The sequence below is a fragment of the Kitasatospora sp. NBC_00240 genome (assembly GCF_026342405.1).
In the GTDB taxonomy this organism is placed as follows: Bacteria; Actinomycetota; Actinomycetes; order Streptomycetales; family Streptomycetaceae; genus Kitasatospora.
Genome location: NZ_JAPEMU010000001.1, coordinates 2,916,320 through 2,930,718 on the forward strand (window position 1 = coordinate 2,916,320; position 14,399 = coordinate 2,930,718).

Annotated in this window: 11 protein-coding genes; 7 read left to right on the forward strand and 4 right to left on the reverse strand. The window is 69.7% G+C overall.

The annotated features are described in order from the left end of the window. The first annotated feature begins 61 nt into the window (after nt 1-61). Together OG689_RS12320 and OG689_RS12325 are read left to right on the forward strand one after the other, a co-directional pair. On the forward strand, nt 62-3,007 hold the full coding sequence (locus tag OG689_RS12320) for a DEAD/DEAH box helicase (RefSeq protein ID WP_266320125.1): 2,946 nt from the start codon (nt 62-64) through the stop codon (nt 3,005-3,007). Then, nucleotides 3,007-7,137, forward strand: coding sequence for a DNA methyltransferase (locus tag OG689_RS12325; protein ID WP_266320127.1), 4,131 nt, complete (start codon nt 3,007-3,009; stop codon nt 7,135-7,137). Before OG689_RS12320 ends, OG689_RS12325 begins: the two co-directional genes overlap by 1 nt. A 52-nt stretch (nt 7,138-7,189) precedes the next feature. On the opposite strand, the gene OG689_RS12330 is transcribed toward OG689_RS12325, so the two are convergent. From OG689_RS12330 to OG689_RS12345, 4 genes are read right to left on the reverse strand one after another with little or no spacing between them, the layout of a single operon-like run. Beyond that, on the reverse strand, nt 7,190-7,447 hold the full coding sequence (locus OG689_RS12330; protein ID WP_266320129.1) for a hypothetical protein: 258 nt from the start codon (nt 7,445-7,447) through the stop codon (nt 7,190-7,192). After that, nucleotides 7,435-7,674: a hypothetical protein gene (locus tag OG689_RS12335; protein WP_266320130.1), complete on the reverse strand. Its 240-nt coding sequence runs from the start codon at nt 7,672-7,674 to the stop codon at nt 7,435-7,437. Before OG689_RS12335 ends, OG689_RS12330 begins: the two co-directional genes overlap by 13 nt. Nucleotides 7,675-7,729: 55 nt before the next feature. Continuing rightward, nucleotides 7,730-7,921: a hypothetical protein gene (locus OG689_RS12340; protein WP_266320132.1), complete on the reverse strand. Its 192-nt coding sequence runs from the start codon at nt 7,919-7,921 to the stop codon at nt 7,730-7,732. Between the two features lie 17 nt (nt 7,922-7,938). Further along, complete coding sequence (locus tag OG689_RS12345) at nt 7,939-8,205, reverse strand: hypothetical protein (protein ID WP_266320133.1); 267 nt, start codon at nt 8,203-8,205, stop codon at nt 7,939-7,941. Between the two features lie 115 nt (nt 8,206-8,320). Between OG689_RS12345 and OG689_RS12350 the strand changes: the two genes are divergently transcribed. The 5 genes from OG689_RS12350 (at nt 8,321) to OG689_RS12370 (ending at nt 14,344) form a co-directional block, all read left to right on the forward strand. Beyond that, nucleotides 8,321-9,151 carry a helix-turn-helix transcriptional regulator gene (locus OG689_RS12350; RefSeq protein ID WP_266320135.1) on the forward strand — a complete coding sequence of 277 codons (831 nt, stop codon included), beginning with the start codon at nt 8,321-8,323 and terminating at the stop codon, nt 9,149-9,151. Then, the gene (locus OG689_RS12355) at nt 9,144-9,347 is read left to right on the forward strand and encodes a DUF397 domain-containing protein (RefSeq protein WP_266320136.1); all 204 of its coding nucleotides are present in this window, start codon (nt 9,144-9,146) and stop codon (nt 9,345-9,347) included. The genes OG689_RS12350 and OG689_RS12355 overlap by 8 nt, the downstream gene beginning before the upstream one ends. 176 nt (nt 9,348-9,523) lie before the next feature. Beyond that, on the forward strand, nt 9,524-11,275 hold the full coding sequence (locus OG689_RS12360) for a DUF6119 family protein (RefSeq protein ID WP_266320137.1): 1,752 nt from the start codon (nt 9,524-9,526) through the stop codon (nt 11,273-11,275). Nucleotides 11,276-11,315: 40 nt separating this feature from the next. Next, on the forward strand, nt 11,316-13,079 hold the full coding sequence (locus OG689_RS12365) for a DUF4357 domain-containing protein (protein ID WP_266320139.1): 1,764 nt from the start codon (nt 11,316-11,318) through the stop codon (nt 13,077-13,079). After that, entirely contained in the window at nt 13,076-14,344 is a 1,269-nt protein-coding gene (locus tag OG689_RS12370) for a restriction endonuclease (RefSeq protein WP_266320140.1), read from the forward strand. Before OG689_RS12365 ends, OG689_RS12370 begins: the two co-directional genes overlap by 4 nt. The last annotated feature ends 55 nt before the right edge of the window (nt 14,345-14,399 follow it).

A 14,399-nucleotide genomic window follows, 5' to 3' on the forward strand; every position in this document is an offset into this window, starting at 1 on the left:
CTGCCGGCGACCCCGGCGTCAAAGACACTGGTCGAAGACACCTAAGGAACCGAGACACTTCATGAGCCCCACGTACACGGCCGGCTCGCTGGTGACCGCCCGCGGCCGGGAATGGGTGGTACTGCCCGAGAGCGCCGCCGATCTGCTCGTCCTGCGCCCACTGGGCGGCAGCGACGACGACATCGCCGCCGTCTTCCCGGCCTTCGAGGACGTCGAGCAGGCCGTGTTCGCCGACCCCGGCCCGGACGACCTGGGCGACCAGTACGCCGCCGGGCTGCTGCGCACCGCGCTGCGCATCGGCTTCCGGTCCGGCGCCGGGCCGTTCCGCTCGCTCGCCTCCATCGCGGTCGAGCCGCGCGCCTACCAGCTGGTGCCACTGCTCATGGCGCTGCGCCAGCGCACCGTCCGGCTGCTGGTCTCGGACGACGTCGGCATCGGCAAGACCATCGAGGCCGGCCTCATTGCCAAGGAACTGCTGGCCCAGGGCGAGGCGAGCCGGCTGGCCGTGCTGTGCTCCCCGGCACTGGCCGAGCAGTGGCAGGGCGAGCTGCGGGAGAAGTTCGGCATCGACGCCGAACTGGTGCTCTCCTCCACCGTCTCCCGGCTGGAGCGCGATCTGGAGCTCGGCCAGTCGCTCTTCAAGAAGCACCCCTACACGATCATCTCGACCGACTTCATCAAGTCCACCCGCCACCGCGAGGACTTCGTCCGCCACTGCCCCGACCTGGTCATCGTCGACGAGGCACACACATGCGTCGCCGCCGACGACGCCCACGCCGGCCCCAAGTCCGGCGCCAACCAGCTCCGTTACGAGCTGCTCCGGCGGGTGGCCGCCGACCCCGAGCGGCACCTGCTGCTGCTCACCGCGACCCCGCACTCCGGCAAGGAGTCCGCGTTCCGCAACCTGCTCGGCCTGGTCAAGCCCGAGCTGGCCGAGCTGGACCTGGACAACCCGGCCGGCCGGGCCCGGCTCGCCGAGCACTTCATCGCCCGCAAGCGCGCGGACGTCCGCAGCTACCTCACCAAGGAGGACGGCCTCGCCGACGACTCGCTCGCCGAGCGCACCGCCTTCCCCTCCGACCGCTGGACCAAGGACGAGCCGTACAAGCTCGCCCCCGGCTACCGGGCACTGCTCGACGACGCGATCGCCTACGCGGGCGACCGCGTCCGGGCCGCCGGCGACGAGGGCAAGCGCGAGGCGCGGATCGCCTGGTGGTCGGTGATCGCGCTGCTGCGCTCGATGGTCTCCTCACCGCGGGCCGCCGCCCAGTCCCTGCGGACCCGCTCGGCCTCCGCCACGGCCCGGACCGCCCAGGAGGCGGACGTGCTGGGCGCGCCGCTGAACACCGACGCCGCGGACAGCGACACCCTCGAAGGCCTGGACGTCGCCCCCGGCGCCGGCGAGACCGAGGACGCCGGCGCCCGGCTGCTGGAGCTGGCCGAGCGGGCGCAGGCCCTGGAGGGCACGCAGCACGACGCGAAGCTGAAGGCGCTGGTCAAGCACCTCAAGTCACTCCTCGCTGACGGCTACCACCCGATCGTCTTCTGCCGTTACATCCCCACCGCCGAATACCTCGCCGAGGAACTGACCGGAGCCCTCGGCCGCAAGGCGAAGGTCGCCGCCGTCACCGGCACCATCTCCCCGCAGCAGCGGCTGGAGCGCATCGAGGAACTCGCCGCCGAGGGCGCCGACGACACGGCCGCCCGCCGCGTGCTCATCGCCACCGACTGCCTCTCGGAGGGCGTCAACCTCCAGCACCACTTCGACGCCGTCGTCCACTACGACCTGGCCTGGAACCCGACCCGCCACGACCAGCGCGAAGGCCGCGTCGACCGGTACGGGCAGAAGCGCGACCAGGTCCGTGTCATCACCATGTTCGGCGAGGACAACGGCATCGACGGCAAGGTGCTGGAGGTCCTGTTCGCCAAGCACCGGCAGATCCAGAAGGACCTCGGCATCTCCGTGTCGGTGCCCGACGAGACCGCGTCCGGCGTCACCGACGCCATCGTCGAGTGGCTGCTGCTCCACGGCCGGCAGGGCGTCCAGGACAGCCTGTTCGACATGCCCGCCGCCCAGCAGTCCTTCGACAAGGCGGAACGGGAGTGGAACTCGGCCGCCGAACGCGAGAAGACCTCCCGCTCCAAGTACGCCCAGCGGTCCATCCACCCCGAAGAGGTCGCCCGCGAGGTGGCCGCCGTCCGGGCGGCCCTGGGTGGGGCGGAGGAGGTCCGCGACTTCACGCTCGCCGCACTGCACGGGCTGGACGCCCTGGTCCGCGACCCCCGGGACGGCACCGGCGACTTCACCGCGCAGGTCGGCGGTACCCCCGCGGGGCTGCGCGACGCGCTCGCGGCCACCCTCGGCGGGCGCATCGTCGAGGAGGACCGCCAGATCCCGTTCCGCACCGACCCGGCGATCGCCCGGGGCGAGGCGGCTCTCGTCCGCACCGACCCTGCCGTCGGAGCGCTCGCCTCCTACGTCCTCGACTCCGCCCTCGACGCGAACACCCCCGGTCCACGGCCCGCCCGCCGCTGCGGCGTGCTCACCACGGATGCGGTGACCGTCCGCACCACGCTGCTGCTCGTCCGGTACCGGTTCCACCTCACCCTGCCGTCGCGCACCGGGGAGAAGCAGGTGGTCGCCGAGGACGCACGGCTGCTCGCCTTCGAGGGCATGCCGGCCCGGGCCCGCTGGCTCGACGACGAAGCCGCGGCCGAGTTGCTGGCGGCACGCGCCTCGGACAACACCAACCCGCAGCTGGCCCGCAACCAGATCGTCCGGACCCTGGACGGCAAGGACGAACTGACGGATCACCTGAAGGAGTACGGCAAACGCCTCGCCGCCGAACTCGACGCCTCCCACCGGCGGGTCCGCAGGGCAGGCAAGGAGATCGTCTTGGGCCTGAAGGTCGTCCCGCAGGAGGACGCCGACATCCTCGGCGCGTACGTCTACCTGCCCGCCACCCCCGCGCCCGCCGCCGTCCCGTCCGCAGGAGCCGTCGCCTGATGTCCGTTGCCACCCGCACCGCCCAGGTCTTCACCGCCGTCACCACCGTCGGCGGCCTGCTGCCCACCGACATGCTGCTGCGCATCGCGGAAGCCAGGAACCTGCCGGGCACCAAGCCCGCCGACTACGGACTGCCGGCCTCCGTGCCCGTACGGGACGAGGCCGAACGGGCCTGGGAGTACCTGAAGCCGCTCTGGCGTGAGCTGCGCGCGGCCCTCCCGTCCGACCCGGTCACGGGCGCACCGGCCGCCGACCCGACCGGACGGGCGGGCACGGACTGGCTGGCGCAGCTGTTCCGCAAGCTCGACTTCGGGGCACTGGCGCCGGTCGGGGCGGCAGGAATCGCCGCCGACGCCGACCCCGGTCACCGCTTCCCGGTCAGCCACCGCCACGGCCCGGCGCTGATCCACCAGATCCCGTGGAACCAGGAACTCGACAAGCGGGCCGCGGCCGGGCAGATGCCGGCGCAGTCGATGCTCCAGGACTGCCTCAACCGCACCGAAGCCCACCAGTGGGCGCTGCTGACCAACGGCCGCCGGCTGCGGCTGCTGCGCGACTCGTCGTCGTTCGCCACGGCTGCGTACGTCGAGTTCGACCTGGAGGCGCTGTTCGACGGCGAGCTGTTCAGCGAGTTCGTGCTGCTGTACTGCGTGCTGCACGCGTCACGGTTCACTGTGGCGGAGGGCTCCCCGGCATCCGCCTGCTGGCTGGAGAAGTGGCGTGCCGAGGCGGTCAGTTCGGGTGCTCGTGCGCTCGACCAGCTGCGCCTCGGCGTGCAGAATGCGCTCACTGTGTTGGGCACCGGCTTCCTGCGCCACCCCGCCAACAGCGCGCTGCGCGACGACGTCCAGCCAAAGGCGCTCCAGGCGGCCCTGCTCCGGCTCGTCTACCGGCTGCTGTTCGTCTTCGTGGCCGAGGACCGCGACGCTCTGGTCCACCCTGATGCGACCGAGCAGCAGCGCGGGACGTACGAGAAGTACTTCTCCTCAGCACGGTTGCGCTCCCAGGCTCGTCGGCGTCAGGGCACCGCGCACGGCGACCTGTACGAGGCGCTGCGGATCGTCCTCGACGCGCTCGGCGAGCCGGACGGTCGGCCCGAGCTCGGGCTGCCCGGGCTCGGCGGCCTCTTCTCCCACAAGGACGCCGACGCACCGCTCGACGGGCTCAAGCTCTCCAACGAGGCCTTGCTCACGGCGGTGCGCCACCTCGCCCAGGTACGGGACCCCGGTGCCCGGCGGTGGCGGGCAGTGGACTACCGACACCTGGACGCGGAGGAGCTGGGGTCGGTCTACGAGTCGCTGCTGGAGCTGGAGCCGAAGCACTCGGCGGCCGACCGCAGCTTCGAGTTGGTCGAGGTGGCGGGCAACAGCCGGAAAACTACCGGGAGTTACTACACCCCTTCATCCCTCATCGAGTGCCTCCTCGACACCACACTCGACCCGGTGATAGACGACGCCGTGAAGCGCGGTGAGCAGCGCGCGGCGGCGGAGAAGCAGCCGGACGCGGCTGAGAGCATCGTCGCCGAACTGCTGGCTCTGACGGTCTGCGACCCCGCATGCGGTTCCGGGCACTTCCTCGTCGCGGCGGCGCGGCGGATCGCCAAACGGGTCGCGGCGGTCCGCGAACGCAACCCCGAACCGACAACAGACGCCATGCGGCACGCGCTGCACGAGGTGATCGCGCGCTGCATCTACGGCGTCGACCTCAACCCGATGGCCGTCGAACTGACCAAGGTGTCGCTGTGGCTGGAGGCCCTGGAGCCCGGCAAGCCGCTCGGCTTCCTCGACGCGCACGTGAAGCACGGCAACGGCCTGATCGGCGCAACACCCAAGCTGCTGGCCGGCGGCATCCCCGAGGACGCGTTCAAGGCGATCGAGGGTGACGACAAGAAGTACGCGGCCGGCCTCGTCAAGCGAAACAAGGCCCAGCGCGGAGGAGCGGACGAACTCCTATTCGACACGGACGCACTACCCGGCAACGACCGGTACGCCGCCATACTCGCCGGGATCACAGCCGCGCCGGCCGACATCCTGGAACAGGTACGAGCACAGGAACACGCTTACTACGAGTACGTCGAGTCGGAGTCGTACGTCCAGGACCTGCACGCCGCCGATGCCTGGTGCGCCGCGTTCGTCTGGCCCAAGCACGTCGGCGCGCCCGAGGCGCCCGTCGACCAACTCTTCCGTTCCCTCCGGAGCCGCAACCAGTCGGCGGTCCCGGACGCCACCCACGCCGCGATCATCCGCCTCCGCAACCAGTACCGCTTCTTCCACTGGCACCTGGAGTTCCCTGAGGTCTTCTCCGTCCCCGAGTCGGGCACCGGTATCCAGCCCGGCACGGGGTGGGTCGGCGGCTTCGACGCGGTGGTCGGTAACCCGCCGTGGGAGCGCGTCAAGCTCCAGGAGCAGGAGTTCTTCGCCCAGCGCGACCCCGCGATCGCCAACGCCAAGAACGCGGCGGCCCGCAAGAGCCTGATCGCCGCCCTGCGCGACGACCCCGACCGTGCGCACCTCTACGCCGAATTCGAGGACGCCAAGCGCCGGGCGGAAGGTGAGAGTCACTTCCTGCGGGCCAGCAACCGCTTCCCGCTCACGGGCCGCGGCGACATCAACACCTATGCGGTCTTCACGGAGACCGACCGCATATTGACAGGACCCCGGGGGCGGACGGGCGTGATCGTCCCTACCGGGATCGCGACGGACGCGACGACGCAGTACTTCTTCAGAGATCTTCTGGACCACGGATCCTTGGCCAGTCTGTACGAGTTCGGAAACGAGGAGAAACTCTTCGCCGCCGTCAAGGACTACGTTCGATTCTGCCTTCTCACCCTTCGCGGCCAAGGGTCACCAGACACCCCCATCTCCTTGGTCTTCAAGGTCCGCCAAGCCGCCCAGATTCCCGGCCGCGCCTACACCCTGACCTCTCGCGACATCCTGCAGATGAACCCCAACACGGGAACCTGCCCCACGTTCAGCAGCCGCCGCGACGCGGAGATCGCCCTCGGCATCTACCGCCGCATCCCGGTCCTCGTCCACGAAGGCCGAGAGGATGGGAACCCCTGGGGGATCTCATTCATGCGCATGCTTGACATGGCGAACGACTCAGGCCTTTTCCGACCCAACGCCGAAGCAGGGGAGACGTTCGACGACCTCCTCAAGGACGGATGGGCCCTGGACGGCAACGTCCTCGTGCGCGGCACGGAGCGGCTGCTCCCGCTGTACGAGGCGAAGATGCTCCACCACTACGACCACCGCTTCTCGACATACGAAAACGCCACCGTAAAGCAGCTCAACGAACGCACCCTGCCACGCTTCACACTGGAAAAGCACCAGGATGCGTCAGCAGTTCCCATGCCGCGCTACTGGGTGCCTGAACAGGATGTTCCGACTGGTCGCTACGACAAAAACGGCGTGGAGGCCAAGGAGGCCGGCGTGGCCTCCCGTCTCACCGCCAAGGGCTGGGACCACGGCTGGCTACTCGGCTGGCGCGACATCGGCCGAGCGAGCGACGAGCGAACGATGATCGCGGCCGTTGCTCCGGCCCATGGCTTCGGGCACCCGTTCCCACTCGCTCTTCCGGCCTCGCCGAGCAACTCGCCGGTCCTCGCAGCAGCCCTGTCCTCGATGGCATGTGACTACGCAGTTCGCCAAAAGATCGGGGGCACACACCTCACCTACACCTACGTTGAACAGATGCCGATCCCGACGCCGGCCCAACTACTTCCCCACGCGGACAGCATCATTTCCAGGTTCATCGAACTCACCTACACCGCATACGACATGGCGCCCTTCGCCATCGACGTCGGCGACACAGGTACGCCGTTCCGCTGGGACCCCGAACGTCGAGCGGTGATCCGCGCCGAACTCGACGCGCTGTTCTTCCACCTCTACGGCATCTCGCGCGACGACACGGCGTACATCATGGATACCTTCAACGTCACCCGCACCAACGACCTCAAGGCGCACGGCACCTACCGCACCAAGGAGCTCATCCTCGCCGAGTACGACCGGATGGCCGCCGCCGGGCTGACTCTGGAGAACCCGCTGATCGAGGGTGAGTCCGGCACCTATCGGTCCACGCTCAACCCGCCGCCGGGGCAGGGACCCCGCCACCCTGCGGCCGGCGAGTAGTCGGCTCTGCCCGCCTGGCGCTGTGCGCCAGGCGGGCAGGTGAGTTCCGCGTCTATGCCGCCGGGACGCCCCGGAGGAGCATGGGCAGGTGGGCGCCCCGACTGAGGGCCGCGAACGCCTGTTCCACCCGGCGGTGCTGGTCGGCCTCCATAATGTCGGCGAGTGCGGCGCGCTGGACCCAGCGGAGTTCGACGATCTCCGCCGGTGGGCGGTGGCGCCTGACGATCTCCTCCTGGGTCGGCACGAGTCTGCCGCCCCAGTAGACGAGGTTCATGCCCTCGGGCAGGAGCTGCATGGTCACGTAGTCCACGGCCAGGACGCGGGCGAGCGGCAGGACGAGGCCCGTCTCGTCTCGACGTGCCGCCGGGCGGCGAGGTGCGGGAGTTCGTTGCGTTCGGCGCTGCCGCCGGGGAGCAGCAGGCCTTCCTTGTAGGTGGTGCCGATCAGGAGGACGGCACCGTGCCGGTTGAGGATGAGGGCCTGGTGACCGAGGCGGCGACCCGGCGGGTCGGTCAGGATCCTGGGCAGCGAGAACATCGTGGTGTCTCCAAGAGGGTTGAGTGGTGCGCAGCTTGCGGAGAGGAATACGGAGTCAGGCGTCGTCGCCGCCCCGGCGACGGAGCCACGCCGCCGGGGACCGGGGTGCGCCGATCACTCTGGCCGCGAAGACGAGGCCGACGACCAGCAGCCACGGACCGATGGGCCCGCTCCGGATCGGCCAGCCGACCGCGAGGGCGGCGAGCGTACTGAGCGCCACGACCATGCCGTACAACAGCGTTGCCATGACGCCGAGTCGGGGCTTCACGCGACCTCTCCGACCGATCCCGCCGAACGCGGTCGGCTCGGGTGCTGCACGGCGATGAAGCGGGGGACCTCCAGCTGCTGAACGTTCTCGGGCCTGGTGGTCCACTCGCAGCCACCGCGCTCGGAGCGGAGGTAGTAGAGCCCGGCCAGGCAGTCCATGTAGACGCCCTCGGCCGGCCCGCCGCTGGCCCCCCGCTTGGCCAAGTCGCGGACGATCTCACCGATTCGGGGCCGGCAGGCGGGGGTCGACTTCCTTCTCGGCATGACGGCCGCTCCCTTCTGTTCTGTAGTCCGTTCGCTACCCGGGGCGACTCACTGTGGCGTACAGTCGGCGATACCTTCAACGTTTCAGCCCGGAAGGAAGGGTTGTGAACGCACCTTGAATCGCAAGGAACTTGATCCCGAGGCATCGCCCTTGGCGGACTTCGGTGCCAAGTTGCGCACGTCACGCGACGCCAGAGGCTGGACACAAGCCCATCTGGCCACCCTTACCGAGTACTCCGCAGTCCATGTCTCAGCTGTAGAAACTGGCCGCAAGCCTCCAACCCAAGCTTTCGTGAGAAGACTTGACGAGGTGTTCGAGTCCCCAGGGCGATTCGAGCGCGAGTGGCGGAGGGCAACGGCGAGCACCCTGTTCGAAGGGTTCTCCGAGTACCTGCGCAGCGAGGCCGACGCCGTGGCGCTCCGCCTGTTCGAGATCAATATCATTCCTGGGCTACTCCAGACCCCCGCCTATGCGCGCGCATACCAGGAAGCGCTCGTCCGGCGTGGCGCCTCAACCCAGCAGCAGGCCAACGAGAGGACGGCACTGCTGCTTCGACGGCAGGAGCACATGGCCGCGAGAGCACCTCGGCTTCACATGGTCATAGATGAGGGGTGTCTCCGCCGGGTCGTCGGCGGCCGAGAGGTGATGAGGGAACAGCTGCGCCATCTGGAAGGCATGGCCGCGCAGCCGCGGATCATCCTCCAGGTCAGCCCGTTCTCGCTCGGCGAGGACCGCCCCTTCGCCCACCCAATTACGTTGCTGACCCTGCCCAGAGGAGTCATGGTGGGGTACGGCGAGACACAGAAGCGCGGCTTTCTGGAGCGCGAGCCAGACACGCTGGCCGAGTGGGCCGGTGAGTACGATCAACTTCAAGTCGAGGCGCTGCCCCGAGCAGCCTCGATCGACTTCATTCGCGAGGTGCGGAAAGGATTCGACAGTGGATGACCTGACCGGCGCCACATGGCGCAAGAGCAGCTACAGCGCCCAGCAGGGGCAGTGCGTCGAGGTGTCCGGCGACTTCCCCGGCGTCGTCCCCGTCCGTGACTCCAAGGACCCGCAGGGCCCTGCCCTCGTCTTCCCGGCCGCCTCGTTCGCGGCCTTCGTCGCCGCCGTCCAGGCCGGCGAGTTCGGCGAGGTCTGACGGCCTGAACGAAGAAGCCCCTGCTCGATCGAGCAGGGGCTTCTTGCTGCCGCGAGGGCGACTGGGGGAGACGGGGAATTCACAGCAGAGCCGCGGTTGGCTTGTTAACATTGCCAACAGAGTTCACTGCTACTCTGATTAACACTTCGCCACCCGACCAGCGATCGGCGGTTCCCGTGCACGCCCAGCTCACCTTCGACCTCGACCTCGACACCCTCCCCGAGACCCGGCCGACGACCGTCTACCTGCTCCAGGGCATCGGCTCGTCGCCCACCGAACTGCGCAAGGCCCTCCGTGCCGACTACGAGAAGCAGCAGGGGTTCCAGGTCAAGGGCATCACCATCGCCGGCATCCCCGGCGTCGCGTCGTACGGCGTCATCGGCGTGGGAAGGAAGCCCCCCTGGCAGGAAGACCTGATCCGGCTCGTCAGCGAGTCCGTCGACCTCACGAACCACCTCGCGGCGGCCGCCGTCCTCCTGCCCGTGGACGACCGGGTCTTCGCGGTCTGCTTCGGGTCCGGCCACCTCCTGCTGGAGTCCGTGTACATCACGCCGTCCTTCGGGCTGGACTTCGCGCTGCGCACGGTCGACCCCAGCACCGTCAGCGAGCTGACGCACACCCGGATGGACTCCCGCGCGTACACCGACCGCAGCTCCACCGCGCGCGGACAGCACATCCGGACCTTCGACCTCGACGAATACGGCGAGATCTGCACCCGCGTCGTCGGCCGGGCCATGGAGATCGGCCTCAGCGCCGAGCGGAATCCCCGGATCAGGAAGGCCCGCCCGCGCGTCCTCGGCTCCGACTCCCTGAACGTGCACCTCGCACTCGACGGTCCGCACCTCGTCTCGGACCTTCGGGCGATCGGCGCCCGGCTCGACCGGGAGCCCGACTCCGGCTTCGAGCGGATCTCCTACGTCCGCCATCTCGCCAGGACCGATCCCCGTATCAAGGTCCTCGACGGACGGCTCGCCGAGGCGCTGCACAGCTCCGCGGACTCGGGGCGCGTCGCTCTCGCACCCCCGTCCGCACTGCTCGACGTCATGGCGGAGAGCCAGTCGGCACGCGTGTCCCCCCGCTACGGCAGGAAGCCGTTCCTCACCCCTGAGGTGACGCTCGACAGCCTCCAGAGCCTTCTGGACGGCCGTCCCGCCGAGGAGCGGTTGGAGGCCCTGAAGAGGGTCGGGATCCAGCTGATGTCCGACATGGACGGCGGCCTGCCCGTCGGCCCGGCCACGGACGCACTGAAGTGGATCTCGGCGGAGTTCCCGCTGGGCAACAGCACCTTCGTCCGCCATCAGAACAAGTGGTACGAGATCGGCGCGAACCACCTGGAGTACGTCGACGCCGAGGTGCGCAAGCTGTTCGCGGCGTCACCGCACTACGGCCTCCCCGCATGGCCGACGGCGGCCGAAGCCCTGGCGTGGGGACTCAAAGACGCCCACGAGCAGGGATACAACGAGCTCGCCGCCCGGAAGCTCAGGTGGGCCTGCCTCGACCGGAAGCTGATCACCTGCAACCTTCACCCGCGCGGCTTCGAGGCGGCGGACCTGGTCTCTCCCGACGGCACCCTCGTGCACGTCAAGCAGGCCAGGAGCTCGGGCCCGCTCAGCCACCTCTTCGTCCAGGGCCACGTGTCGGCCGACGCGCTGCACGCCGAGAGCGACGCCAACCGGGCGACCGTCGCGGCCGTCAGGAAGCGCTTCCGCTCGTTCCCCGAAGGGCGCTTCGAGCCGCGCCGGGTGGTCTTCGCCATCGCCCTGAAGACCGGCGCCGAGCTCACCCCCGACTCGCTCTTCACCGTCTCCAAGATCTCCCTTCTGCACACCGCGCGTGCACTGCAGAACCTGGGCGTCGAGGTTCACATCCAGGGCATCGACTACCGCGCCCGCGCAGGAATCTCGTTGATTGACACCGTCAACACGTAGGCTGTGACCCGCCACGAGGCTGACGCAGGAGAGGCTCGCCATGTCCCACCCGGATCACCCCGAGTTCCGCATCAAGCTGCCTGGCGTGGACCTCGTCGCACGAGGGCGGCTGCTCGACGAGGTCGGCAACAACGGCTCGCCCAAGTTCCTGCTGCTGGAGGGGTCGTCGGTGGCCGCGACCGACTGGCCCAAGCTGGGCGACTACGGCCGCCGGCTGCGCGCGGAACTTCGGTCCGACTGGTCACTCGTGGACGACCGCCCCGGCTATTGGGCGGCGAACCGCGACATCGAGTGCAACTCGCCCTCGGCCGCCGCCACCGTCGTGCTCGGTTACAACGCCGGCGGCCCCGAGACCTGGCGGACCGCCGAGGGCCACCCGCTCTCCGACTACCTGCCCGGCAGCTGGCGCGTGCCGCACAAGGCTTGGCTGGTGCGCGGCTCCAACGTCTCCGGCCACAACCTGGTGCGCAGGCTCTGGCTCGCCGACGGGATCGTGTCGCTCTCCGGCGCCCACCTTCCGCCGCTCGACGAGTCGGACCCGACCAAGAGCGCCCTGCGCGGCTACGTCGAGGAGGGGTACGAGGGCTCCGCCACGTACAGCCAGAAGCACGGCCTGGTCGACGAGATCCACGCGTTCCTGACCCAGATGCGGCCGGGCGACACCGTCGTCACCCTCGCCGACGGCCTGCTCCACCTCGGGGAGATCGACGGCCCGGCCGAGCAGACCGACTCCCCGGGCGGCCTGTCCAACCTGCGGCGGAAGGCCGTCTGGCAGCCGGAGGGCCTTCCGTACGAGAACCTGCCGGAGGAGGTGCAGCAGAAGCTCTCGGTCCAGCACGACGTCGTCGACCTGACCCCGGTCGCGGACGTACTCGCCCGGCTCCGTACCCCGGTGGCGATCTCGGCGCCCGTGGACCTTCCGCCGGAGGAGGCGAAGGAGCTCTCGCTGCCTCCGGTCGACGAAGCCCTGGCCGGCGAACTGCTCGTCGATGGCACCGGCTGGCTGGAGGAGGTCCGCGAACTCCTTTGGGAGGAACGGCAACTGGTGTTCTACGGGCCGCCCGGCACGGGCAAGACCTACCTGGCCATGAAGCTCGCCGAGCACTTCGGCGGCGGGCCCGGGCAGGTCAAGCTCGTGCAGTTCCACCCGTCCTACGCCTACGAGGACTTCTTCGAAGGGTTCCGCCCGGTCGAGGACCCGGAGACCCACGACGTCGCCTTCCGACTCACCGCGGGTCCGTTGCGTGAGCTCGCCGACCTCGCATCACGCGAGGGCAACCGGCACGTCCCGCACTTCCTGATCATCGACGAGATCAACCGCGCCAACCTCGCCAAGGTCTTCGGCGAGCTCTACTTCCTGCTCGAATACCGCAGGAAGTCCGTCCGGCTCACCTACTCCGGCGACGACTTCGCCCTCCCGCCGAACCTCTTCGTCATCGGCACCATGAACACCGCCGACCGCTCCATCGCCCTCGTCGACGCTGCCATGCGCCGCCGCTTCGCCTTCGTCGAGCTGTCCCCGCGCACCGAGCCCACCCGCGGCCTGCTGCACCGCTGGCTGGAGCGCGAGCAGATCGGTTCGGAGCCGGCCCGACTCCTCGATGCCCTCAACGCACGGATCGGTGACCCGGACTTCGCCATAGGGCCCTCCTACCTGATGAAGCCGGGCATCGACGCCGACGACCGGCTGCGCCGCGTCTGGCGGACGAAGATCCTGCCGCTGATGGAGGAGCACCACTACGGCGAGGGCGAGGACATCGAGGCCCGCTACGGGCTGGAAGCACTGCGGAAGTCCCTGCTGTGAACCCCGAGGGCGCTCTCGGCGCGGACATCGCCCTGCGTGAGTACTCCCGCGCCCGTTCCGTGCCGCTGGACTCCGCCACCGGACGGGCGCTGGCCGCCTCGGGTGTCCTGGAGAGCGCCGTACCGGACCCTCACCGCGACGGCCACTGGCTGCTGCGGGCCGGGAGTCTCGTCGGCGCGGTCCGGATCCGTGTGCCGGAGGCCCGGTGCTCGCTCACGGTCCGGATAGCCCCCAAGACACCGGTGCGCCGGCTGTTCTTCCTCCTCGGCTTCAGCCTCGACCCGGCGAAGGCCTGGCGGAGCGGCCGCGACGGCACGGTGGACGCGGGGGCGTACGAGGACGTACTGCCGGCCCTCGCGCACGCCGTGGAGCGGCAGATCGACACGGCGCTGCGACAGGGCGTGCTGCAGGGATACCGGCGGGTGGAGGAGTCCGCACTGGTCCTGCGCGGCCGAATCCGCGAGGCGGAGCAGATCCGACGGCACTTCGGCCGTACTCCGCCGGTGGAGATCTCCTACGACGCGTACACGGCGGACATCCCGGAGAACCGGATCCTCCGCGGCGCCGCCGAGACGCTGTTGCGGCTGCCCGGCGTGCCGGGTCCGGTACGCCGGCGCCTGGCGCACCACCGGGTGCGCCTCGTCGACGCGGAGCCGCTGGTACGCGGGCACGCCCTTCCGGCATGGCAGCCCTCGCGCCTCAACACCCGCTACCAGCCGGCTCTCCGGCTGGCCGAGGCTCTCCTGACCGGGACCTCGCCGGAGCACCGGCCCGGCGAACTCCGGCTGGACGGCTTCCTGTTCGACATGAACACGCTCTTCGAGGACTTCGTCACCGCCGCGCTGCGCGAGGCCGTCCGCGAGTACGGGCTCACCGCCCGTCTGCAGGACCGGCACCACCTTGACACCGTCGGGCGCCTCCGGATCCGCCCCGACCTGGTCGTGTACGCGGCCGACGGGCGCACACCGGTCGGCGTCGTCGACGCCAAGTACAAGACGGAGAAGACCAAAGGCTATCCGAGCGCCGACCTGTACCAGATGCTCGCCTACTGCACTGTCCTCGGGCTGGACGAAGGGCACCTCGTGTACGCCGCAGGGCGGACGGACGGACACGTCCACGAGGTGCGCGGGTCCGTCGGCCCGCACGGCCAGGGCGTGCGGCTGCACCAACACGCCCTCGATCTGAACCGCGGCCCGGACGAGCTCCTCGCGGACTTCCGCGACCTCGCCGCCCGGCTGGCAGAAGTCCCCACCCGCCTGCGGTGACGACCACCGAACAACGGGCCACCGGCGCACGGCAGACCCGCGACGCCGCCACCTC

Bases quoted from the DNA above. Each gene is read 5' to 3' on its own strand.
- OG689_RS12320 (WP_266320125.1), top strand. From the start codon at position 62: ATGAGCCCCACGTACACGGCCGGCTCGCTGGTGACCGCCCGCGGCCGG.
- OG689_RS12325 (WP_266320127.1), top strand. From the start codon at position 3,007: ATGTCCGTTGCCACCCGCACCGCCCAGGTCTTCACCGCCGTCACCACC.
- OG689_RS12335 (WP_266320130.1), bottom strand. From the start codon at position 7,674: ATGTTCTCGCTGCCCAGGATCCTGACCGACCCGCCGGGTCGCCGCCTC.
- OG689_RS12340 (WP_266320132.1), bottom strand. From the start codon at position 7,921: ATGGCAACGCTGTTGTACGGCATGGTCGTGGCGCTCAGTACGCTCGCC.
- OG689_RS12345 (WP_266320133.1), bottom strand. From the start codon at position 8,205: ATGCCGAGAAGGAAGTCGACCCCCGCCTGCCGGCCCCGAATCGGTGAG.
- OG689_RS12365 (WP_266320139.1), top strand. From the start codon at position 11,316: ATGTCCCACCCGGATCACCCCGAGTTCCGCATCAAGCTGCCTGGCGTG.